The sequence below is a fragment of the Bacteroides sp. ET225 genome (assembly GCF_024733745.1).
Classification (GTDB): Bacteria; Bacteroidota; Bacteroidia; order Bacteroidales; family Bacteroidaceae; genus Phocaeicola; species Phocaeicola excrementipullorum.
Genome location: NZ_JANRHN010000012.1, coordinates 24,857 through 46,294, shown reverse-complemented (window position 1 = coordinate 46,294; position 21,438 = coordinate 24,857). Strand labels below are relative to the sequence as shown.

At 47.3% G+C, this 21,438-nt stretch carries 13 protein-coding genes; 4 read left to right on the top strand and 9 right to left on the bottom strand.

Features of this window, described 5'->3' with window-relative positions; all coding sequences use genetic code 11:
• Positions 1 to 275 precede the first annotated feature (275 nt).
• From greA to NW212_RS07170, 3 genes are all read left to right on the top strand, one after another.
• Positions 276 to 740, top strand: coding sequence for a transcription elongation factor GreA (gene greA, locus NW212_RS07180; RefSeq protein ID WP_258337964.1), 465 nt, complete (start codon positions 276 to 278; stop codon positions 738 to 740).
• 51 nt (positions 741 to 791) lie between these two features.
• Positions 792 to 1,184, top strand: a complete 393-nt coding sequence (locus NW212_RS07175) for an HIT family protein (RefSeq protein WP_258337963.1) — start codon at positions 792 to 794, stop codon at positions 1,182 to 1,184.
• Between the two features lie 182 nt (positions 1,185 to 1,366).
• Positions 1,367 to 3,742, top strand: a complete 2,376-nt coding sequence (locus tag NW212_RS07170) for a TonB-dependent receptor (RefSeq protein ID WP_258337962.1) — start codon at positions 1,367 to 1,369, stop codon at positions 3,740 to 3,742.
• Positions 3,743 to 3,820: 78 nt separating this feature from the next.
• Here NW212_RS07170 and NW212_RS07165 read toward each other — a convergent pair whose 3' ends face one another.
• The 6 genes from NW212_RS07165 to NW212_RS07140 all read right to left on the bottom strand — a co-directional run bounded on the left by NW212_RS07165 (position 3,821) and on the right by NW212_RS07140 (position 14,391).
• Positions 3,821 to 4,861, bottom strand: coding sequence for an endonuclease/exonuclease/phosphatase family protein (locus NW212_RS07165; protein WP_258337961.1), 1,041 nt, complete (start codon positions 4,859 to 4,861; stop codon positions 3,821 to 3,823).
• A gap of 18 nt (positions 4,862 to 4,879) precedes the next feature.
• On the bottom strand, positions 4,880 to 6,283 hold the full coding sequence (locus NW212_RS07160; RefSeq protein WP_258337960.1) for a DUF5689 domain-containing protein: 1,404 nt from the start codon (positions 6,281 to 6,283) through the stop codon (positions 4,880 to 4,882).
• Between the two features lie 37 nt (positions 6,284 to 6,320).
• Positions 6,321 to 9,041 carry a beta-sandwich domain-containing protein gene (locus tag NW212_RS07155; RefSeq protein WP_258337959.1) on the bottom strand — a complete coding sequence of 907 codons (2,721 nt, stop codon included), beginning with the start codon at positions 9,039 to 9,041 and terminating at the stop codon, positions 6,321 to 6,323.
• A gap of 291 nt (positions 9,042 to 9,332) precedes the next feature.
• Positions 9,333 to 11,249 (bottom strand): fimbrillin family protein, encoded by a 1,917-nt coding sequence (locus tag NW212_RS07150; protein WP_258337958.1) that lies wholly within the window; start codon positions 11,247 to 11,249, stop codon positions 9,333 to 9,335.
• A gap of 61 nt (positions 11,250 to 11,310) precedes the next feature.
• Entirely contained in the window at positions 11,311 to 12,897 is a 1,587-nt protein-coding gene (locus tag NW212_RS07145; RefSeq protein ID WP_258337957.1) for a DNA/RNA non-specific endonuclease, read from the bottom strand.
• 588 nt (positions 12,898 to 13,485) lie between these two features.
• The gene (locus NW212_RS07140; RefSeq protein ID WP_258337956.1) at positions 13,486 to 14,391 is read right to left on the bottom strand and encodes an AraC family transcriptional regulator; all 906 of its coding nucleotides are present in this window, start codon (positions 14,389 to 14,391) and stop codon (positions 13,486 to 13,488) included.
• Between the two features lie 214 nt (positions 14,392 to 14,605).
• Between NW212_RS07140 and NW212_RS07135 the strand changes: the two genes are divergently transcribed.
• Complete coding sequence (locus NW212_RS07135; RefSeq protein WP_258337955.1) at positions 14,606 to 15,166, top strand: sugar O-acetyltransferase; 561 nt, start codon at positions 14,606 to 14,608, stop codon at positions 15,164 to 15,166.
• 62 nt (positions 15,167 to 15,228) lie between these two features.
• Here NW212_RS07135 and NW212_RS07130 read toward each other — a convergent pair whose 3' ends face one another.
• The 3 genes from NW212_RS07130 to NW212_RS07120 are packed head-to-tail and all read right to left on the bottom strand — an operon-like array spanning position 15,229 to position 21,375.
• Positions 15,229 to 16,635 carry a calcineurin-like phosphoesterase C-terminal domain-containing protein gene (locus NW212_RS07130; protein ID WP_258337954.1) on the bottom strand — a complete coding sequence of 469 codons (1,407 nt, stop codon included), beginning with the start codon at positions 16,633 to 16,635 and terminating at the stop codon, positions 15,229 to 15,231.
• A gap of 8 nt (positions 16,636 to 16,643) precedes the next feature.
• The gene (locus NW212_RS07125; protein WP_258337953.1) at positions 16,644 to 18,110 is read right to left on the bottom strand and encodes a SusD/RagB family nutrient-binding outer membrane lipoprotein; all 1,467 of its coding nucleotides are present in this window, start codon (positions 18,108 to 18,110) and stop codon (positions 16,644 to 16,646) included.
• A gap of 16 nt (positions 18,111 to 18,126) precedes the next feature.
• A complete protein-coding gene (locus NW212_RS07120; protein WP_258337952.1) occupies positions 18,127 to 21,375 on the bottom strand; it encodes a SusC/RagA family TonB-linked outer membrane protein in 3,249 nt (1,082 codons plus the stop codon).
• Positions 21,376 to 21,438 lie beyond the last annotated feature (63 nt).

The following is a 21,438-nucleotide window of genomic DNA, read 5'->3' as shown; positions in this document are numbered from 1 at the left end:
AGCATATCTCTCTGCATTTGGTTCGTAATACAAAAAAGCTTATCTTTGCAGAAAATACAAAGAGTTTATAGCCAAGAGGCTGTATCAAAATTTTTACTGACTATTCAAAATTGTCATTCTGAACAAAGTGAAGACGGTGGGCGTTGTCTTTCTCAGTGCCCGTCTTCTTTTCTTCGTTCAGAATGACTTTACTTTTGATAGGTGGTTCTATTTTGGAACAGCCCTTTACTTTTATCTGAAATTATTAACTAACGAAATATATAGGAGGAAAAATTATGGCTTATATGTCAGAAGAAGGCTACCAGCAACTGGTGGCCGAATTAAGACACCTTGAGTCGGTTGAACGGCCGAAAGTGATTGCTGCCATTGCGGAAGCGCGTGACAAGGGCGACTTGTCGGAAAACGCAGAATACGATGCAGCAAAAGAAGCGCAAAGTATGCTTGAAATGAAAATCAACCAGCTGAAAGCTACTATCGGAGATGCAAAAATCATCGACACTTCAAAGCTGAAAACAGATACAGTACAGATTCTGAGCCGGGTGGAACTGAAGAACGTAAAGACCGGAATGAAAATGGCGTATACAATCGTGTCTGAAAACGAAGCAAACCTGAAACAAGGTAAAATCTCGGTGAACACTCCGATTGCGCAAGGGCTGCTGGGAAAGAAAGTAGGCGATGTCGCTGAAATCACGATTCCCCAGGGCAAAATCAGCTTGGAAGTAACAGGTATATCATTCTAACAGAAGGCAGGTCTGCTTCGTGCAGGCTTGCCTTATTTAATTTCATACGGTATGGCAACAATATTCAGCAAAATCATCGCAGGTGAGATTCCCAGCTACAAAGTAGCCGAAAACGACAAATTTTATGCTTTCCTCGACATCAACCCACTGGCCAAAGGCCACACGCTGGTAGTGCCGAAACAGGAAGTGGATTACATTTTTGACCTTTCTGATGAAGATCTGGGAGAGATGCACGTGTTTGCAAAACATGTGGCACTGGCAATCCAGAAGGCCTTCCCCTGCAGAAAGGTAGGCGAAGCGGTAATCGGACTTGAGGTTCCCCATGCTCACATTCATCTGATTCCGATGCAGAAAGAATCAGACATGCTGTTCTCGAATCCCAAACTGAAACTCCAGCCGGAAGAATTTGAAGCCATTGCAAAGGCTATCAGAGAAAATCTTTAACCGGAATATCCGGCACGAACCAAGAATCCGTTTACAATCGTGTCTGAAGAAGGTGTGACAGGATAAAGATCCAAGTGTAAAGACACAGACTGGCAGCTATTTTCTCCTCTGCAACTTTATATTTCCTGTGCCCGGCCCGCTTAAATCCTGGCACACCTTCTCACCGACCTCTTCCAAAGCCTATGTCCTTCAAACGAATAGCCCTGTTCCTGACTTTGCTTCTGCCCGTCTTTCGGCTTCTGGCTGCCAACTACCGCATAGCCGGGACCGTAATCGACCGGAAATCACGCGAACCGATCGAATTTGTCAACGTTCTGGTTATGGGACTGGGAATCGGCGGCACGACCGATGCTTCCGGCAGTTTTGAAATCAGAAACGTGCCTCCAGGAATCTACAGCCTGCAGGCTTCATTGATAGGCTACAAAACAGCCGTGACTCCGGAATACAGAGTGAATCACATCACCCCTCATATTTTAATCGAGATGGATGAAGAAGCGGCAGCACTGGATATGGTCACCGTTACGGCCTCTCCTTTCCGCCGGGTGGCAGAAAGCCCGGTCAGCCTCCGCATCATCGGAATGCAGGAGATAGAAAAGGCACCGGGAGCCAACCGGGACATATCGCGCGTGGTACAAAATTATCCGGGTGTAGCATTCTCCCCCATCGGCTATCGCAACGACCTGATCGTACGCGGAGGAGGCCCCTCAGAAAACCGCTTCTACCTCGATGGAGTCGAGATTCCAAACATCAATCATTTCAGCACACAAGGAGCATCAGGAGGGCCTGTCGGGCTGATTGACGCAGACTTGATCCGCAACGTAAACTTTTACAGCGGAGCTTTCCCCGCCAACCGAGGCAATGCGCTGAGCTCGGTTCTCGACTTCAGCCTGCGCGACGGTGACATGGAGCATAATTCAATAAAGGCTACGCTGGGAGCATCAGAAGTTTCGCTGAGTTCCAACGGACACATCGGCGAACGTACCTCCTATCTGGTATCCGTCCGGCAGTCATACTTGCAGATGCTTTTCAAAATGCTGGGCCTGCCTTTTCTTCCAGCCTACACCGACGCTTCGTTTAAAGTCAAGACCCGCTTCAATCCGCAGAATGAACTGACCGTACTGGGATTGGGAGGAATCGACCGCATGAAACTGAATCTGGGCATCGACGGAGAGGATGCAGAATACATGCTGAGCTATCTGCCGAAGATAGAACAGGAAACCTTTACGCTGGGAGGAGTCTACCGGCATTATGCCGGCAATCATGTGCAAACGGTCACATTGAGCCACAGCTACCTGAACAACCGCAACCTGAAGTATCTGAACAATGATGAAAGCAGTGAAGAGAACCTGACACTGAATCTGCGCTCTGTAGAACAGGAAACAAAATTGCGGCTGGAGAACACTTCTGCATGGAACGTATGGAAACTGAATTTCGGACTGGAGCTGGGGCAGTCGCACTATACGAACACTACTTACCAGAAGATTTTTACCGACCAAATGCATCTGTCAGACTATCATACCAGCCTGAACCTGTTACGCTGGGGACTATTCGCGTCAATGAACTATATTTCCTCCGATGAAAGCTTCACCGCATCATTGGGATTGCGGGCGGATGCGAACAATTACAGCGACAGAATGAAAGAGCTCTGGCGCCAGATGTCACCCAGGCTCTCGGTATCATACCGGCTGCTTGACGGACTTTTTCTGAGCGGCCATGTAGGATTATATTACCAGCTTCCCCAATATACGGCATTGGGATTCAAAGGAAATGAAGGGCAGTATGTCAACCGCAATCTGGATTATACTTCCGTTTCGCAAGAAAGCATCGGACTGACCTGGAACCCGAATGAAACGATGGAAGTTTCAGTTGAAGGATTCTATAAATTATACCGCAATATGCCTCTTTCCGTAACCGACGGCATACCTTTATCCTGCAAAGGGAACGACTATGGAGTGATAGGCAACGAAGAACTCGTGTCGAAAGCTCAAGGACGTTCATACGGGGTTGAAATGATGTTCAAATGGCTGCTCACTAACCGGCTGAACCTTTCGTCCTCATTTACGCTGTTCAAGAGCGAATTCCGCTCCGGCAACGAAGGAAGTTATCTGCCGTCCGCATGGGACAACCGCTTTATTCTGAACGTAAGCGGCACGTACAGCTTTCCGAAGAACTGGAGCGTAGGAATGAAAGTATGCTGCATCGGCGGCTCTCCCTACACTCCTTACGATACGGACAAGTCATCGCTGGTGGAGGCATGGAACGCACAGGGCAAGCCCTACTTCGACTATAGCCGCTACAATTCGGAACGTCTGCCTGCTTTCGGACAACTTGACGTGCGCATAGACAAAACGTTTTACTTGAAGAAATATATGCTTGGCTTCTATATCGACATACAGAACATCACCGGGAGCAAGCTGCGCCAGCAGGATGTACTGATGAGCACCGGGCAGATAGCAAACCCATCTGCTCCGTCGGCTGAGCAGCGTTACGTAATGAAGTCAATCAGACAGGAAAGCGGAACGGTGCTTCCCACATTGGGAATTACTTTTGAATATTGATCAAAAAGTAAAGGCGGACGGGTGAACGAAGCCGTTTATTCAGTTTCTCCATCACCCGTCCGCCTTTGCCCGTCAATGTCATTGGATTTCTTTAATGAAATATGTCAGTGTGGGTAAATGGTCACTGTATCCGTTCTGGAAGGTCGTACCCGAAAAGGTTCTCAGCGGATAGCCTTTATACTTGCCCTCCTGCTGGATAAGGAACGAACGGTTAAAGATCTCCGATTTCCAGAACTTCAGCGTACTGCGGTCTTTGCCCAACAGATTCCCCGAAACGATCTGCTGGTCAAACAAGTTCCATTTGTCCTGATAACACAGCGAGCCGATGCCTTCATCGAAGAATTTCCAGGTTGCGTTGAAATAACCATCCGGCTTCACATCTTTCTTATTCTTCTTGGCACCCAGAACCTTGCTGCAGCTCGGGTCGCTCGGATCATCATTCAAGTCGCCGACGATCAAGACTTTCGCCTCCGGGTTGTCTGCATGAAGCGAATCAGCGATATGCTTGACAATGCTTGCCGCAAACTCCCGCAACGGAGAAGACTTGGCACCGCCATAGCGCGAAGGCCAGTGATTCACAATCAAGTGGAAAGGCTCCCCTGCCAGAAGTCCGTTTACCAGAAGAATATCACGCGTACGATAGTCAGGCATATCCGGTTTGTTGAACGGATATTTCTGAGCAGAAATGAAACGGAACAGACGCGGGTTATAAAGTGCTGCCACATCAATTCCCCGATGGTCGGGCGACTCGAAATGCACGATCTGATAGTTTCTCGAAGCAACAGGCTCTGCCTTCACCAAATCTTCGACCACCTTCCGGTTCTCCACCTCCGAAATACCTATAATCGCCGGCCCGGCAGGGCAATAGTCAAGCGCCAGTTGAGAAATCACTTTAGCCACATTGTTCAATTTCTGCCTGTATTTTGTTTCCGTCCATTCGTACGGACCTTTAGGAGTGAACTCATCATCCCCCGGGTTGTCCGGATCATCTTCCGTATCCCAAAGATTTTCCAAGTTATAGAATGCCGCGGCATATACGCCCAGCCTTTTCTGCTGCGCAGAAAGGCTGAGTGCAATACATGTCACAAACAGGCTCAATAAAATGATTCGTTTGTTCATAAATAATCAGATTACATTTTAATTGTTGGTCGGTATCGGTTCTATAGGCGTGCCTCCATCTCCGGTATTGCCGCCTTGAGAGCCTCCACCACTTGTTGCGGTATACAACTTAACATTATACAAACGAAGCCCGTATGTATTGTCTGCGGACGTAGTATAAAACTCCAAGGTAGTATCGTCAGAAACATTTACATTCTCAAACGTGAATTTGAAGGGCGTATTGCCTTGCTTATCATCACCGGTAACAACTTTACTTGGAACAGTCAGCTCAGTTCCATTGCAACGCACTTTCAACGTGTTCAGATCCTGAGTTTCACCAGCATCATATACATTCGCTCCAGCTTCATATACCAAAGTAGCTACAGTTTGTCCCTGTGCATTGATGCCCTTTATCTTAATATTAATATCAGAACCGGTAGGATACCAAACGTTCGTGTAATTGTTTGCGATACGCACAGAAGCCTTTCCTGATTCGTCTTCGAACATCTCCTTCGGATTATCAAACCCATTGTAATCTTTAAATAAAGGCCAATAACTGCCACTCTTCTCCGGAGTCCCGAAAGTTTCACTGAAGATAACGTTTTCTTCCGTTTCACCTCCCTGTTCTCCATCGCCAGCGCTTTCTCCTGTAAAGTCAGCAACATCATTGATCGAACGGAGAGTCAGCTGCCATGTACCGTTGAATCTTCCCAAAATACCAGTTACATTGCCTCTTCCTGCAGGGAGCGTCTGTCCGGCAAAATCAGCATAATTGCTGGTGCGCACCATCAGCGTATTGCCATGACTATCTACGATATTCTCTTCACCGTAACCACTTTCCGGAGCGAAAATGTTTTTACCTCCGTTTGCAAAAGACACATTCGTAAACTGGACAAGCTTGAACTTATAGCCGTCAACGTTTGTGTTGACCGTACTTATGTCATCAATGACTGTAGGTTTGGCGTTTTCGGGATTAGCCCATCCGTCTTTGCTCACAACCTCCTGAAATGTTTCCCATGGGGTACGATAAAGATAACCGTCAGGATGTCCCAACTGTTGCTCGTCGCCATACACTGATATGCTCAATCCTTTCAAGTTTACATAAACAACCTGTCCCACCGGATAATAATTGTACACGCTGTTCTGGTCAACTTCCATCTCGATGGCACTTGTTTCATCCTGAAAGTATATTTTTTTATAGATGTTTCCCGATTCGTCGTTACCTGTTACGGTAGCCTTCAAAACAAAATCTCCGGCGATAACGAACGGTACATCCTGGGTTGCGCTCGCGCCTAATTCGCGCAATTCGGCTATGGTTGTATTTGCTGCCGGACCGGTATATTCCGGTTCGCTCAAAGGAGGTGCATCATAATCGCGTTCGCAAGCAGTAAATGCAAATGAAGCGGAAAGCAGCAATAAACTGAATTTATTCAAAAGTTTCATATATGATAAGTTTTATTGTCGTTAGTAATATGAATCGTTAGAAGCGGTAGCTTACGTTCAGGAAGCAGTTGATTCCCTGCATATAATAGTATTTTCCACCAAACCGGTCCGGATAGTCCAGATCCGAGCGGCCCTGCTCGTAACCTCCCGTACAGATATCCTCTTTGTTCAGCAAGTTGTTCACCGACAAATTGAAGTTGATAGACTGGCGGTTGCGCAGATAGAAGATCTTACCTACTGAAAGATCGATCGTATAGGCCGACGGGAAACGTTCCTGAGTAGTCAGCTTACGATAAGCTTCCATCATTTCCGGATCGTACGGATTTACGGTTTCATAGTTCGAAGCCTGCCGGCGAAGCGGAGCTGCCTCTATATAGTTGCGTGCAAACCAGTTTACATTAGCTCCCAAGAACCAGTAGTTGATGAAGTAGCGGATTCCGAAAGTTCCGGCTATCTGGGGCATTCCTCCTACATATACGTCTTTCATATACACTTTTTCTTCTTCTACTACCTTGCCGTTTTCGGAGTGTCTGAGTCCGTTCGGATTGTTGCTGTAATAGTATTCGCCTACAGTACCGGCCAGGTCGAAACTCCAATGGTCGTCCAGCTTGTAGGTCGCTCCCACTTCAAATCCGCGATGAATACGGTTTACGCCATACAGGATGTGATTGATGAAGGTCCCTTCAATTCCGTCGTAATAGCTGTTACGTTCCATCTGATCATAGAAATTAGTCTGGAACACACCGATACGTCCCGCAAACTTCGGCATGGAGAATATATAGTTCAAGTCAGCCGAGAACACACGCCCGCTTTCTATGTTACTGATGGTGCGGTCGGTGATACGCGGTGAAATATAGGCATCATAGGGCAGCGGAGCCTCGCTTCCGTAGCTGACGTTGGCTGTCAGCATGTGGCGTCCGTTGAATTTATAGGTCAGACCGCCTTTCAGCATGATGTCGGTAAACGAGTGGTTGGCACCCTTTCCGTACGAATCGTCAGGATAACGTCCGTTCATCATTTTTCCGTCACGCTGGAAATTGGTATAGGTCAGTTTCATCCCATAATAGTAATCCCAGTGACGCGAAGTATACTGGTTCACTACCCACGCATTCACCGAATAAATGTTCAGATTGAAGTTATAGCCAAAGATACCGCCTTCATACACTTTCCGGTCCGGGCGCAGCAGGTCGTTCTGAATTTTGTCATGGTCGCCAGAAAAGTCCTGCTCGGAGAACTTGTCGATATCCAGCACGTATTCGGCTCCCAGCAAATCATCTACCGTCTTGAACTGGCGCGATTGAGTAAACCGTGCGCCTACTCCGGCAGTCAGATTCAGATGTCTTCCGAAGCGCGCGTTCAGTGTCGAGTTGAGCGAAGTTTCAAAAAGGTCGCTGCGTCTTTCTTCCACCATATAGATGGCCGCACCGTTTCCGTTACGCAGATTGTTGGCATTAGCCAGATACATGTTGTCCCAGTTCAGTTGGGTAAAGCTCGGATCGCCGCTTCTCCACAAATCCCGATAAAGCATCTGCACGCTTTCGTTCTCGAAGTAAGACGGGAGATAACGGTAGTAGTCCGGACGCGGATCCGGTCCGTTATACCAGTTCAATGCTGTATTTCCATAGCGCTGGTAATGCGCTCCGATACCGGTTGTCAGACGCATGTTGTCGTTTATCTTCCAGACATGCGAAATGATTGCTGTCGGGTCGAATGCCGTCACCACTCTCGCATTCCTTTTCTTGCCGTTCTGATACCCCCAGTTCGGATTATACAGATAGTTGTCTGTCAGTTCATACACTTCGCGGTAAGAGCTTCCCTGCTGCCCGCGCTGTACGGGCGAAACGAAGGCCACCATCGACAGGCTGTGTTTTCCGCCTTCCCATTGCTTTTCGGCCGAAAGTGCCAGTGAAACATTGTTGTAGAATGTTCCGTCAATGTTTCCTTCATGCGAATATCTTCCTCCCACAGAAGCAGTGACAGCCCATCCGTTGTCGTTCACTCCCGTTGAATAGGTGAACATGCCGCGGAGATAATAGTTTCTGTTCGTATAGCTTAGCGTCAGTTTGCCGCCCGGCGTATAGCTTGAGGCGCGCATGTCTATGTTTTCTGCTCCTCCCAACGCCCCAAAAGTAAAGCGCGAAGGCGCGGTGAAGTTGGTTACGTCACCGTTGCGTGTCATGTCGTTCAAAGCGCCGATTGAAGCATAATTGAACACGCCCCGGTTCTGATCGTTGAATTCCACACCGTTGATGTATTTCAGTTCTTTGGTGCTGTTGTATCCTCTGGGCGAGAATCGTCCCGGTGACAGTTGATAAGCGGTGCGGTTCAAGAAAATGTCGTTCGAGAGGATTACTGTAGAGCTGACATCCTGCGAAGCGCTTTCCACATCATCGTCCACCATCTCCGCATCAATGATTCCGATCATTGAGATGTCTTCGTTGGCGTTGAGTTCAGTCACACGGATCGGGTCGAGTTCCGTATCGCCCAGATCATTCACTTCGATGGTCACACTTTTCGGAGTAATCATTACGGAGTTTAAATGGAGCACGTATTTTCCGGGCTGCATGTTCCGGAGAGTAAATCTTCCGTCTGCATCGGTCGTTACCTGAATGTCATGTTCCGTAACGGTCACAATGACTCCCGGAACAGGATCGTTGCTCACTGCTCCGATTACATTACCCTTTACGCTGTATCTGCTTTGTGCAAAGAGCAGGCAGGGCAACAGGAATGCCATGAAGAACAGTAATTTTTGTTTCATAATTCGTTGTTTTTTTATTTTCAATTTCAGTTTGCCAAGCATTGGCCTACATCATCGTTTAATCAAATCTGTTCAGTAATTTTACGAATATTATTATTCCAGATTGCAACTCTGAAAGAGGGTATGTCAAAATGAAAATAATCATTCATTTTGTCATCCTGAACGCAGTGAAGGATCTCGGAAACATAAACAGATGCACACGAGATTCTTCGCTTCGCTCAGAATGACATTATTTTTTGACAGTCACTTCCGATTCTGATACAGCCTCATTTTTTAGAATGTTATATAGCATCAGAAGCTGCCAAACCCACTGACATCTCCTTTTTCCAATTTTTCCCACTGATTAGGATCATATGTAGCAGATGGCCCAGTCACTGAAGTCTTTCTGCGAAGTGTTACATCTACACCGAAAACTTCTCCTGTCGTTTCATCGCCTAAACGGTCAATGATCACATCATTTTTATATAACAATATAGGATCGTTACCATTAAAATTCATAACATCATCGCTAAGTTCAACGGCACTTGGAACTTCAAGCGCAGCATCAGAATGCTTATAAACTATAGTGGTCTTTGGAGCCAAACTTCCCGATAAAACGATTTTCTTCTCTCCACTTGGTTTCAAGTAATCCGAAGATCCTGAATAATTCTTCATAGCCAATGTATAATTGGAAAGGTCTATAGTTTCATCCGTTGGATTATAAAGCTCAAGATACTTGTTTAAACCTGCCCCTTCTGCATATTCAGAAATGAACAAATCACTTTCACCTGGGGTCGGTTCCGGATCCGGATCTGGATCAACTGTTCCGCCGTTGCCGTTAGCAACAATCTTCACGTTTTTGACTTCCCATGTAGATGCAGATGTTGACGAACTCTTGTATTGGAAAGCAAGCTTGATTTTTTGACCTGCATACGCTGAAAGATCAACGTTTCCACTTGAAATAAAAGTCCAGCTGTTAGATTCAGGATACGAAACACCACTTAACGGAGTCCAACTGCTTCCATTGTCTACAGATACTGCAACAATGTGGTTGTCACTCATATTCCCTTCTTTGTTGTGATTGATAGCATGCTCAAAGCTTAGTGTAGCTGTCGTTGCAGTTGTCAGGTCAATCTCAGAAGAAACAAGCCATCCTTCAGTTGCGTAATTTGTGTTATTAAGGTATGCACTTGCTTTCATGCAAGAATATCTGTCATCATTGCTCCAAATATAAGTAAGTTCACTTGGCAGATTCTTATTTTCGATGCTGAACGAACCTGGACCAGCAGCAAACGATTCATCCAAAGCCACGAACTCTTCTCCCGGCTGCGGATCTTCACCTTCTCCCATATCTACATTGATATTGCCTCCGGCCTGTTCAGTCCAGTCTTCGATCGTAGCCTTGCCCATTTCAACCGCAGGCTGTCCGTTGGTGTTGGATATAGTAGCTGTATAGATATACTTGGTGCCGGCCTTGAAGCTTTCGTCTGCTTCCGGCGAATCGACAGTCCATGCAAAGTTCTTGCCATCAGCCAGCGTGAAAGTCAGCGTTGCGCCAGTCAAGTCAGCAGCCGGAATGACAATGGCCTCAGCCGTTCCCGTATTCCCTTCCGTCTGCACGTTCATATTGAAATCCGCCTTGCTGTCTGTTGCTGTTAATGTTCCGTCATTCAGGTCAAAGTTGGCCGTTGTATTCATTCCGGAAACCTTTATCGCCATTCCATTGATGTCGAGATCGCCTTCCTTCTGAATATTAAGCACAATCTGACTCAGCTTATGCTGGAATCTAAGAACAACCTGATCGTTGGGCTGAATGCCGGTAGCATTGTTCGAATAGAGCAGGTCAATCTTTTTCGGGTCACTCTGGTCACTGACATTAACCGCATATATCTTCCCGCTGAGCGAAGTCGTATACGGATAATAAGCGATGAAGCTTGACGCACCGCTTGCCGGATACTTCAATACTTGCCCGTCAGCCACCAGAGAGCCGTCTGTTTTTGCCAGATACTTGTAGTTTGAATATTCTTCTTCAGCAGTGGTCATAAAGATGCCGACCTCATCGTTTTCATCCCATGAAGCGCCTGATACTCTTGAAGTCACTCCTTCAATCTGAGAAGTAAAGACGATACCGTCACTTCCCATCCATTCACTGTTGTCATCATTGCTCTTACATCCGGTAAGAACCAAGGCGGAAAACGCGCCCAGATAGAATAAATTACTCAGTTTCATAACTCGTTTATTTTAGGGGTTATTCTGTTCGTTGCAAAAAGCCAAGAGCGGAGAGTATTTTTCACCATACACTTGAACTGTTTTTATACTGATCATCGATGTTGGGGAAGAAAGTAAAGCCTGTGATTTCTTCCAGTTCATTGACGCTTAAGGCATATTTCTTATAATCTCTGTCAGAATAAGTTTTCTGGTCCATCTTGAATGCAATTGTCTGGTAGCTTCCAGTAGAAGAGATTCTCCGGGCCAATGCCTTGAAATAATATTTGGGTACAGCCACATTGTTTCCGCTATTGTCTCTCGTATAGGTGATGTGTGTATCTGTCTGCGTGGTAGGCATGGCACCCGTCACCACAAAAAGCGTGTCAATACCGCTGCTCCATCCTCTCACCGCTTCTTCCAAATCAGCCCAAATAGTCTGGTTGAATTTCTGCCCGATTTGCGGAGTCATGTTCGTATAATAGAAAGTAGTCGCATTCATCCGATTGCTGCGGACACGGTCGGCACTCGGAAGCTGGTGCCCGCGGTCGAATCCGCTAAATCCTTTCTTCAAATCTGCCTGCAAACTTGAAGAGATTGCAGGATCGAATCCCCAGTCGTCAGTGCGTTTTCCGCTTCCTTCCGTGTAGTAGGAACACAACGGATAGGCCACCCAATAGGCAATCTTCAGTTCCGTGTCGTACAACATGCTGTAGTTGCGCACTTTCTCGTCGTCCGGACCATAATGGGTGATGTATCTGATGTTGCTCTGTGCAAGCTGCGATTCGGTAATTACCGGAGTTTCAAACCAGCGCGTATATTCAGCCTCCGGGTCTGTAACGATTTGACCTCCCGTATTGCTTACCGTCAAGCTGTAGATGTATTTGTTGCCTGCAACCAGTCCGCCTTCGATGCCGGTTTCCACTTCCTTGCTCTTTCCGTTGATTTCCAGACGCAGCTTCAGTTTCCCGCCGATTGTCTGAGGCACAAGCACCGCTTCCGCCTGCGTACAATCATCATTCGTATACATAAGTATATCTTGCGCTTCGCCCTCCGGCTCTGTCTGTTTCTTGTCCTTCAGGCCCACAGAAGCCCGAACCTTCGTCCCCAGCACATAAACCTTCAGTCCCTGAAGCGAACCGTTATCTGCAGAGCGCAGGTTCAGCACCAGTTTTGAGAGCACATGCGTAAACTGCAGGTTATTTCCCGTAGCCTGATTAGTGAGATCGCGCCCGATCAGATTGTTCGAAACCATCAGGTCAATGGCCTTCTGGCTGCTCTGGTCACTTACATCAACCGAATAAGAAAGTCCATCTGCCAAATCAGCTTTATAGGGATAGCAGGCTACAAAATCCACAACAGTTCCTTCTTCCGGGAAACGGATGAAATCACCATCCCCCACAAAATTGCCATCGCCGGAAGAAGTAATATAAGGTACGTTGCTTTCAATAGGCGTTCCGTCTGCATTGTTCAGCATAAACACTCCGATTCTGTCATTCTTTTCCCACTTTCCATCATACGCTCTCGATGCGGAATTGTTCTCAATGGAAGACGTGAAAGTCACTTTGTCCGTCACGCTGTTGTCCGTCTGCATCCTCTCCGGAGTCCCGTTGTCACAAGCCTGGAGAATTAACAAGGCAAATACGCCTCCCCATACCGTAAGTCTGTTCATAAAGTTAGTTTTGTTTGTATAACGTTTGCAAAATGTTTTTTCGTTTTCTAGCTTCTACCACTATTACGCCGAATTTTCTTTGAAAATTTGCAGTTAATTTATAAAAAGTTTTGCTTATAAGAAAATAAATTGAAAATATTTTTTGAACCATCGCTTTCAATCCCCTTAATTGTTGCATTGATGTGACAATCCGATGAAATATGCACCGCCGTGAAAGACCATAACCGCCCTTTTCAAATTCGATTTTTTCCTTTGGCCTTAATCTGTACCTCGGAAACTATTCAAAACATTTTGTCATCGGTTTAGCGGAATCCGCATTCATTTAGAAACATGCTGTTTTTCCCGGAAGAGAGCGGATCCGGCAATCTGTCCGGCACTCCACTTCGGGCTGGGCGCAAGGCATACTCTTCCTGCCTGGCGGAAAAATCCGCCTGCCCTTTAAAAAGTTCATCTCCACGCTGGAGATATGCATCTTTAGGCTAAAGACATGTATCTCCAGGCTGGAGATCTGTATCTCTAACCTGAAGATAAAGAATGCCACAAAGCAAAAGCACCGTTTTTTACAGTGAAGGATGGTTTCCTACAGCCTCACACATGCTGCACCTTCCTGTATTCATTGGGCGTGCATCCCACATTTTTCTTGAAAATGCGGTTAAAATGCTGCGAATACTGAAAGCCCAGCTCATAGGCTATCTGGCTCACGGTCTTGTCCGTACCAACAATCTGCTGTTTTGCCACATCCATAATCTTGTTCTGGATATACTCCTGAGCTGTTTTCCCCGTTTCTTTCTTTATAAGGTCGCCAAAATAGTTCGGCGACAGACAGACTTTATCGGCAAAATACCTCACCGTCGGAAGTCCGTTCCGCTCTGGCATGTTCTCCATGAAATAGGCATCGAGCAAGGCCTCGAACTTGGTCAGCACATCCCTGTTCGCCTCCCTGCGGGTAATGAACTGCCTTTCGTAAAACCTCATGCAATAATCAAGCAGCAGCTCGATATTTCTCGATATCAGCCTTTTGCTGTGCTTGTCGATGGGACGCAGAAGCTCGAGCTTGATTTTATGCAGACAGTCGGTGAATATTTCCTTTTCCGTTTCCGACAAATGAAGAGCTTCCGCCGAAGAATAGGAAAAGAAAGAATACTGCCTGATATTCTCGCCAAGCGACGTGCCTCGGATCAGGTCGGGATGAAACAGCAGCCCCGTCGCCATCGGCTTCATGCCGTCGAGCATTTCCACCTCAGCCACCTGCCCCGGAGCGAAGCTCACCACAGTGCCGTCCTGATAATCATACTTCTGCTTTCCGTAACGGATGTCCCCGCACTTGATATCCTTCAGATAAAGCGCATACACGCCATAATTGATAATAAAATGTGTGGGATACCGGGTAGACTCCTTCAAATCAACCACACTGACAAGCGGATGAAGCGTTTCCAGTCCGAACAGGTCATTGTATTGTTCAACCTTGTCAAGTTTGATTACATCTGCTTCCATAACAATCACTTTTTATTTCCACAAATTTAAAGAATAAATCATGAACCGGAACATCTTGCCTGAAAAAAACGGAATAACGGTTATAATCTCCGTAATATGTACACAACATGCTGCAAAAGCCGTAATTAAGACACCAATTTCCGTAATATATCTACAGGACATACCGGCTAACTTGGCTAACTTTGCAGCCAAACCAACAAGAAAGAGAAAAGATATGACACTGAACGATTTCCTCGCATACGTGAAAACAGGAAAGCCCCTGAATACGGAAGAAATTTTTCTGTTTATGAATGAAATGAGCAACGAAGCAAGAAAGATCACATTCAAGCTGAACACCAGCTACTATACGCCGGATGAAGTGAGAGAAATGCTGGCCGAGCTGTTCGGACAGCCGGTCAATCCTACCCTGCGCGTATTCCCGCCGTTTTACACCGACTTCGGCAAAAACATTCACATCGGGCAGAATGTGTTTATAAACGCCTGCTGCCACTTTCAGGATCATGGAGGAGTGACCATAGGCGACGGCTGCCAGATAGGACACAATGTGGTGTTCGCAACCCTCAATCACGGCACAGCCCCCGAAGACCGCATCTATACTTATCCCGCTCCCATCACTTTGGGGAAGAATGTGTGGATAGGTTCAAACGCAACCATCCTGCAGGGAGTGACCATCGGCGACAATGCCATCGTTGCAGCCGGAGCCGTTGTCACTAAAGATGTTCCGGCAAATGTCATCGTTGGAGGCGTTCCCGCCAGATTCATCAAGTCAATCTGACAGTAAAAAACAGAAGCTGTGTCAAAATGAAAACCTGCTTTCATTTTGACACAGCGTGCCCACTACAAAGCGATCGTTTCGGAATACACATTGCCGAACTCGTCTACCGCTTCCACCTTTATCTCTTTAGCCGCCTCAGAAGGAAGAGCCGAAAAATAATGATTGGTCCTTGCCGGAGTATAATCGGCCACGGCTCTGCGTCCGTCCAAATGCTCCAGATAATCAGGGTCGAACGAATAGAACTGCGACATATCTCCTTTCAGCACTCCGTCTTCATACCAACGCACTCTCCAATTGGAATTCCAGTTCCACACCTTGGCCACCACTGCATCCGGCCGGTCCATAACCCGCCCTTTTGCATACAGCTTGAGCTGACAGCTTCGGTCTTTTCCCGTCGACTTATAATAAGAGGACACTTGCGCTCCGTTTCCTTCAAACACCTGGTAGCCGTTGGGAGTGCCGTCGCTGCATACATCACAGCTCCACCACGTGCCGCATACGGCTCCTAAGTTATGCTCCATAATCCCTGCACCAATATCCGTAGTTGAATTGCGGTGAAAGTGTCCGGAAACGACCGTCGCATGAAACTTGTTCATCAGCATACGCTTCAGTTTTTCTCCTCCTTCGATCAGCGGAGCCTCGGGAGAAGGTTTCAGCGGAGCATGCATCGCAACAACAACCTGCTTGTCCTGCTGCAGCACACACCCCAGCAAAAGCTCCAGCCACTTCATCTGATCTTCCAGCTCAAGCGTAGTCTTGTAGCGCTTGTTGCCGAAATATTTCATATTGTTCAATACAATGTAATACACATCCCCCAATTGAAAAGCGTAATACAAGGGGCCGAAATTCTCTTTATAAATATGGGCAAAGTCAGCGTCCGGCGACGGCGTCATGTACTTGTCAAAATCATGATTGCCTATAACCGGATACACCGGAATCCCCAGCTTGCGGACAAAATCCTTATATGCGTCATTCTGCACATAATTGTCCCAGGAGATGTCACCCAAAAGAATGCCCGCTTTCTGCACGCCGCCGTACTGCTGCAATGTAGCCTGAACATCCGGAAGAGTTTCCGCCATCAGACGCTTCACATCCGATTCGGTATCAAGCTGGGTATCTGCCATCGTAATCATGGCAAAGCGGTCGGGATCTCCTTCCATCTTTTGAAGATTAAAGTCATAATTCTTTTTGGACGGATCCACCCGCTGATAAAACTGGGGCACTCCTGTGCTGAAATCAGCCACGTATCCTTTGGGAGTCAGCAAATAAACAAACTCCGCCTTCTCGTTCAAATCAATCTGATAGTTCCCTTTCGAATCTGTCACGACAAACGCGAATCCGTCTGTCACAAGCACTTCTCCAAGGCCTCTATCCCCCGACTTAACCGTTCCTTTCACCATTGCGGCACCGGCCGAAGCAGCCCAAAGGCAGGCCAGCGCCATTGTAAAAACCGTTCTATGCATTTTCATCGTTCTCATTATTTTTCCCACCACAATTTACTGTTTATATCATCTGTTCCTCCTTGCCTGTCAACAGCCTCCTGGTAATTATTCATGTTCAAGGCTTGCTCGTCTTCCGGATAATAGAAACGCGAAGGAATCTCACCGGCAGCCGTCGGATTGCGGTTGTCAAGCACAGGAGTCTGCTCAGGCAGTCCTGTACGCAGAAAATCAAACCAGGCTTCATAACCGACAAAGAACATGCACATCCACTTCTGCAGCATGATTTGCCTGACAGCCTCGTCTGCATCAGCATCACTGTAGGCCACCCCGGGCTGAGCGAGGTAACTTGCCGGCATATCAACCCCATAATATTCCATCGACAGCCTGATGCCGTCTTCGTAAGCCTGGCGCGCATCTCCGGCAACATAGCCTCTGGCTATGGCCTCAGCCTCCAGAAACTTGACCTCCGAACAGTTCATCAGCACAGCATCACATGCGTCGGGAGCGTCACGGTAATAGCTTCCCAACATAGACACATCCGCCTGTGAATATCCGATTTCCGTAAGCGTAGTCGAAGAGCATCCCGATTCAACTCCCGCATAAACCGGAGATGACGTTGAAGCGGAATTCGTAGAAGGGGCAAACCATACCGGAACGCGCGGATCCTGATAATTGTCCCACATTGCCTGGATTTCCTTGCTCATCCGCGTGTATTCAAAATTGCCGGCACGCATGTCGTAAATAGGACACATGTTAGGATTTCCCGACAAGAACGGCAGAAGCATATTGTCGTCGTTCGACTCCATCAACGGCAACGCCATAACGGAGGCGATTTCAGACCTGATATCCATTGTGCAGTCGCCGATCCGGTTGCTGATACGCATCAGATAACGCAGCCGCAATGAGTTTCCGAACTTGCGCCACTTGTCGCGGTCGCCTTCATAGACCAGATCAGACGGAAGCACGTCCGTATTCCCGGCCAGTAGTTCGTCCGCCTCTTTCAGAAGGCTGATGATTCCGCCTTCTGCCGTATAGATGTCTTCCTGCGTATCATAGGCCGGAGTAATATTCTCGCTTCCCTGGGTAGCCTCAAAGTAAGGCACATCTCCCCACATGTCCGTCAGTTGAGAAGCCACAAAGGCTTTCAGTATGTATCCAATCGCCACGCAAGAAGGGCGGCCGGTTTCTTCGGAAAGCCGGATCATTTCACTGATATTGTTCAACTGAAGATAATAGTCTGACCATGTGCTTTCATTCGTACCAAACGCATACTGGTCCGTTTCGTTGTAGTTCGTGCGCGAAACATAATGTGCCAGCCCGGCTCCGTCGCCATAATTGAACTGCCTCTGAGTCAGCGTGTGCAGCAAAGGTGTCAGCAACAGATCCGGAGTGACACTCGTCGGATTGTTCGGATCCGTATTTATCGAACCGAAATCAGAGGTACATGCTGTCGCACAGAAGACAGCCAACGAAACAAATCCTATCTTTATCTTATTTTTCATATATGCAACCTAACAATTAAAATACGACATTCACATTAAAACCGATGCTTCTGGTAGAGGGATAAGCCATCTCTTCCACTCCGGGCGTAGACGAGCTGCCCTCGTAAGTAATAGACTCCGGATCTACATAGTCCTGGTCTTTTGTCCACATAAACAGATTACGGGCAACCACAGCCAGCCCCAGGCTCTTTATAGGAGTATGCACGAACCATTTTGACGGGAAGCTGTATGCAAGCTTCACTTCACGCAGCTTCACATAAGTCGCACTGAAAGTAGACTGGGTTTCGTGGTAACGCCGGTACAAGTTTCTGTAATAATCACGAGGGCTTACCGGAGTCGTATTCTTGACATAAGCATTCTGCGCTTCATCCCACACAACTCCGTCAATCACCATGCCGGCATCGTTGCGGTATTCTGTTCTGTCAAGCACACCAGACTCCATGCCCATGCCAAATGATCTGGCAACGAACACACCTCCCTGATGCCAGTCGATCAGAAAGTCGAAAGTAAAGCCTTTATAGGAGAACTTGTTATAAAATCCCATAATGAAATCCGGATTATAATTGCCCAGCTTCACAAGCGTCTGGTCTGCCACCGGCAACCCGGTAGCGTCTACAATCAGCTTGCCGTCGTCGGTATGCCTCAATCCTGTACCATACAGATTGCCCATAGGCTCGCCTTCTTTTGCTATCGCATACACGCGCGCATCTTCATCCGAGTAAATGGCTGCCCAAGAATATACATACTGATCATATTCATCGCTGATTTCCTCCACACGGCTCTTGTTCATGGAGAAATTGATGGTTCCGTCCCATTGGAAGCCGGTCTGCGTCTTTACCGGCGTATACGACAAGGTAGCCTCAAATCCGTAGTTACGGATTTCACCCGCATTAATGTAGCGCGTATCGTATCCGGAAGTAGCAGATATAGGTATCTGCACAATCTGATTGGTGTTCAACGTATTATAATAAGTCAAGTCAAGACCCAACCGGTTATCGAACATGCGGAAGTCCGTCCCTATTTCATAAGAGTGCATACGCTCGGGCTTCAGATCCGTGTTAGACAGCGTTGAAGGCATTGTGACCCCCGACTGAGAACCGTACTTGCTGCTGTATGAATAAGTATTTTCCAGACGGTAAGGCTCTGTATCACTTCCCACCTCTGCATATCCGCCTCTGACCGACCAGTATGTAATCTTTTTGGGAAGCCTCCAGATATCGCTCAGCACGGCACTGGCAGATATGGAAGGATAAAAATAAGAATTATGTCCCGCACCGTCCGACCGGGTCAGCGCACTGGACCAGTCGTTACGTGCCGTCACATTCAAGAACAGATAATCACGATAAGACAACTGCCCCGTAAACAGCACGCTGTTTATTCGCTTCTTGCTGTCCCGCTGTATCACCGCAACATTTGAAGCGGCATTGCCCAAGTTATATACCCCCGGAATGGAAAGCCCGTCGGCAAAGCTATAGTCATATGAGTTCTTCTGAACCATTGAGTTCACTCCCGCGGTCAGATCCGTACGCCATACCTCCTTGAACCTTTTGTTCCACTGCAACAGGATATCCGTATTCCATTCTGAGAAGAATACATTTTCACGCTTGTACGCTCCGGTCGGAAAACTCTTGCTGCTATAGGCACGCTTGCTCTGGCGCAGATCGTAAAAGAAATCGATTCCCGTACGTGCCGTCAGCTTCAGGTTCGGAAGGAAATCATAAGCAAGCATCACATTGCCGAACATGCGGTTTTTGTCATACCCGTTCGTGTTTTCATACATCGTGAAAAAAGGATTGTCGTTCCATCCCGAGTTAAAGTGGAACTGCTGCCTTCCCTCATAACCGCGCTGCCAGTACTCGCGCAGGCTATTGATATCAACCTGCCGGCCGAACCATGTGAATGTATACATCGGATTCTCCGGGCCGTATCCCAGGCTCGGACGGTTGGTGCTGGCTGCATTCATGTAAGAAGCGCTTGCTTTCACCGAAAACTTTTCTGTAAATTTATAGCCCGTATTTATACTTACCGTATTCCGCCGCAGATCTACATTCGGAATTACGCCCATACTGTACAGATTGGTATAGGAAACACGTATGTCGCCCTTGTCATTGCTTGCGCTCAGCGCGATATTGTTGTTCAGCGTGACACCTGTTTCAAAAAAGTCCCTTACATTATCCGGATGAGGAACCAGCGGAGTAGGCTGGATAGACGCGCCGTTACGCCCCAAGACATCACCGCCACGATAAACCGTACCGTCAGCACCGACAGAAGGAGAGTCAAACTGTGCCACAAGACTTCCGTCAAGAGGACGTCCCCAGCTCTGATCCTGATGATCTTGAGTGCCATGGCCGTTATTGCCGTCCCAGTATTCAAACTCTCCATCAAGTCCCTGACTGTAACTGTTCTGATACTTTGGCAGACGGGAAACCATCTCAAAAGTAGTGGTCGAATTGACGGCTATCTGGAACTTGTTCTTCGTCTTTCCGGATTTGGTCGTTATCAGCACCACTCCATTGGCGGCACGCGAACCATACAGAGCGGCGGCATTGGCTCCTTTCAACACGGATATGCTTTCAATATCGTCAGCATTCAGTTCGCCGGCACCGTTTCCATAATCAATCTCCTGCGGCGTACCGGCAAGATTGGAGTATATATTGTTATTGACAGGAACTCCATCAACGACATACAGAGGCTGGTTATTGTTTGACAAAGAAGATTCGCCACGAATAACAACCCTCGTAGAAGAACCCGCACCGGAGCTGCCGGCTATCATCTGCACACCGGCAACCTTTCCCGCCAGCTTGTTCAGCACGTTCGCGTCATTGCCTACATTCATCTCATTCCCGTCAACAACCTGCTGGGCATATCCCAGCGATTTCTTTTCTCGCTTGATTCCTAATGCCGTAACCACCACTTCATCCAAAGCCTGCACATCTTCCGTCAGTGTCACCGCAATAAATCCCTTATCCTTGACCAGTATCTCCTGTGTATCATAACCTACAAAAGATACGATTAAAGAAGCTGATGCTGGATCGGATACAGACAATGAAAAGTTACCGTCCATATCCGCAACAGTTCCATTAGAAGTGTTCTTCTGCAAAATCGTTACTCCGGGAAGTCCGACACCGCTGCTGTCCAGCACCTTTCCGGTAATAACCCTGTCCTCATCGGCATAAGCTGCAGAACAACATGCGCCCAGCAACAATGCCGCCACAACTTTCTTACCCGACAAACTCTTTTTCCTGAAAAAATTGTTTTTCTCCATTAATAACCTCTTTTGATTAATTTTACGCAAAGAAAGAGGTATGCTGTTACATCCTTATCAACA

What these genes read in the sequence shown, in the direction of transcription:
- NW212_RS07145 (WP_258337957.1), bottom strand. Translation starts at nt 12,897, where the DNA reads ATGAACAGACTTACGGTATGGGGAGGCGTATTTGCCTTGTTAATTCTC.
- NW212_RS07135 (WP_258337955.1), top strand. Translation starts at nt 14,606, where the DNA reads ATGACACTGAACGATTTCCTCGCATACGTGAAAACAGGAAAGCCCCTG.
- NW212_RS07170 (WP_258337962.1), top strand. Translation starts at nt 1,367, where the DNA reads ATGTCCTTCAAACGAATAGCCCTGTTCCTGACTTTGCTTCTGCCCGTC.
- NW212_RS07125 (WP_258337953.1), bottom strand. Translation starts at nt 18,110, where the DNA reads ATGAAAAATAAGATAAAGATAGGATTTGTTTCGTTGGCTGTCTTCTGT.
- NW212_RS07130 (WP_258337954.1), bottom strand. Translation starts at nt 16,635, where the DNA reads ATGAAAATGCATAGAACGGTTTTTACAATGGCGCTGGCCTGCCTTTGG.
- NW212_RS07140 (WP_258337956.1), bottom strand. Translation starts at nt 14,391, where the DNA reads ATGGAAGCAGATGTAATCAAACTTGACAAGGTTGAACAATACAATGAC.
- NW212_RS07160 (WP_258337960.1), bottom strand. Translation starts at nt 6,283, where the DNA reads ATGAAACTTTTGAATAAATTCAGTTTATTGCTGCTTTCCGCTTCATTT.
- NW212_RS07150 (WP_258337958.1), bottom strand. Translation starts at nt 11,249, where the DNA reads ATGAAACTGAGTAATTTATTCTATCTGGGCGCGTTTTCCGCCTTGGTT.
- NW212_RS07175 (WP_258337963.1), top strand. Translation starts at nt 792, where the DNA reads ATGGCAACAATATTCAGCAAAATCATCGCAGGTGAGATTCCCAGCTAC.
- greA (WP_258337964.1), top strand. Translation starts at nt 276, where the DNA reads ATGGCTTATATGTCAGAAGAAGGCTACCAGCAACTGGTGGCCGAATTA.
- NW212_RS07165 (WP_258337961.1), bottom strand. Translation starts at nt 4,861, where the DNA reads ATGAACAAACGAATCATTTTATTGAGCCTGTTTGTGACATGTATTGCA.
- NW212_RS07120 (WP_258337952.1), bottom strand. Translation starts at nt 21,375, where the DNA reads ATGGAGAAAAACAATTTTTTCAGGAAAAAGAGTTTGTCGGGTAAGAAA.
- NW212_RS07155 (WP_258337959.1), bottom strand. Translation starts at nt 9,041, where the DNA reads ATGAAACAAAAATTACTGTTCTTCATGGCATTCCTGTTGCCCTGCCTG.